Origin of the sequence: Collinsella aerofaciens, assembly GCF_028206995.1 — a bacterium.
GTDB lineage: Bacteria > Actinomycetota > Coriobacteriia > Coriobacteriales > Coriobacteriaceae > Collinsella > Collinsella aerofaciens_AQ.
Genome location: NZ_JAQLFL010000028.1, coordinates 1 through 1,816, shown reverse-complemented (window position 1 = coordinate 1,816; position 1,816 = coordinate 1). Strand labels below are relative to the sequence as shown.

General features: G+C 49.2%; 3 protein-coding genes. 2 read left to right on the top strand and 1 reads right to left on the bottom strand.

What is annotated here, in order from left to right; translation table 11 throughout:
* Positions 1-513, top strand: a 513-nt coding sequence (locus PMX60_RS10150) for a restriction endonuclease subunit S (RefSeq protein ID WP_192934321.1), incomplete at its 5' end; no start/stop codon positions are given.
* Positions 514-546: 33 nt separating this feature from the next.
* Positions 547-1,341 (top strand): tyrosine-type recombinase/integrase, encoded by a 795-nt coding sequence (locus tag PMX60_RS10145; protein WP_271747821.1) that lies wholly within the window; start codon positions 547-549, stop codon positions 1,339-1,341.
* On the opposite strand, the gene PMX60_RS10140 is transcribed toward PMX60_RS10145, so the two are convergent.
* Positions 1,331-1,816 (bottom strand): restriction endonuclease subunit S (locus PMX60_RS10140; protein ID WP_271747820.1); only part of this gene is annotated, 486 nt, incomplete at its 5' end. The two genes, PMX60_RS10145 and PMX60_RS10140, sit on opposite strands and share 11 nt — an antisense overlap.

Genomic DNA, 1,816 nt, shown 5'->3' with positions numbered 1-1,816 from the left:
GCGAGGCTCGAGAGCGTCACCACTTACATCCAGAGGGGCAAGTCGCCGAAGTATTCGACCGTCGAGAAATACCCCGTGATCGCCCAAAAGTGCAACCAGTGGAGCGGATTCTCCGTGGAAAAGGCGAGGTTCATCGACCCAGCCACCGTATCCAAGTACGCGGATGAGCGGATTCTGAAGGATGGTGACCTTCTCTGGAACTCGACCGGCCTCGGCACGTTGGGCAGGATGGCGGTCTATGACTCGGCGAAAAACAGATACGGCTGGGCCGTCGCCGACAGCCACGTGACGGTGATCAGGACGCGGGAAGATTGGCTTGATCATCGGTTTGCCTTCGCCTATTTCGCGGGGCCGTCAGTCCAGTCTGAAATTGAAGACCAGGCAAGCGGCAGCACGAAGCAGAAAGAGCTTGCGCAGGAGACGGTCAGAAACTACCTAATCCCAGTTCCGCCCCTCGCCGAGCAGCGTCGCATCGTTTATGAAGTTGACTGGCTTTTCAAAATACTTGTCTAACTGTTTTCATGACCTCGTCGAAAGGAAGATGTCATGAGAATGTTTGTACAATACTTGCAGGAAAAGGGTTATGCGGAAAACACTGTTGATTCTTATTCCTTTGCAATATGCCAGCTTATCGATAAAACTCAGTCTCTAACAAACCAGTCACTTCTTGCGCACAAAGAGTGGCTGGTTTCTTCATTCGCTCCGAAAACGGTTAACAACCGCATCGGCGCAATTAACACCTACCTTGATTTCATCGCTTTCGATGGAATCCGACTCAAAGGAGTGCGAATTCAACAGAAGCCGTTTCTCGACAATGTCATCAGCAATGAACAATACATGCAGTTAATCAGCGGCCTGAAGCAAGACGGTGATTGGTTTTGGTATTTCATCGTTCGCTTTCTTGGTTGTACGGGTGCGAGAGTAAGTGAGTTAAGACAGTTCAAAGTAGAACACGTTACCGCTGGATATATGGACATTGTTTCAAAAGGCCAGAAGCTCAGGAGAATTTGGATACCTGACTCTTTGCGTGAAGAAAGTCTTACATGGAAAGCCAAGCCAATGAAAGGCCTTCTATTTCCAGGCAAAAACGACAACGCGATTACTTCGCGCGGCATATCCGTAGGGTTGAAGCGTGCCGCACTGCGCTATGGCGTCGACCAAGACGTCGTATACCCGCATTCATTTCGGCACTTGTTCGCAAAAAACTTTATCAACCGCAACCCAGATATTTCACTGCTTGCTGATCTTATGGGACACGAAAGCATTGAGACAACGCGAATCTATCTGCGGCGCACTGCCGATGAACAGCGCGCCGCGGTTGATGAAGCAGTCAATTGGTAAGAGCAAATACTTCGGTGACTCTAGAAACAATTCGTTTCTGCTCGCTGGCCGGGGGAACAGGAACTAGAGCGCGATACAGCCTGTTGTCATTGATTGCCGGATAGGCAACCCCCTTTGCGTTCTCATTGGCATTTGCATAAGAGTCAAAGCTAGGAGAAACCAAAAAGTAGAGAAGAAAACTAGGAAGGAATCCGTCAAGACATGAAAGGACAGCAAACCCAGTACTTGCGATGGGCTTAATATTAAAATCCTTATCTACGATACAGGCATTATGCAAATAAGGGCGGACGGTCGCATAGAGCACATCATTCTTTGCGACTAGCTTTCTTGCTCGTGAGGGCGCGTCAGCTGCATTTATAACAGTTTCTTGTCCGAGCTTTTGGTTCACATTGTCAATCGACGAGATGTCGATATAGGCAAAACGCGTCTCAGGCCTCTTCTGCCCGCGATTCAAGACAAGAGACCCTAAACGACG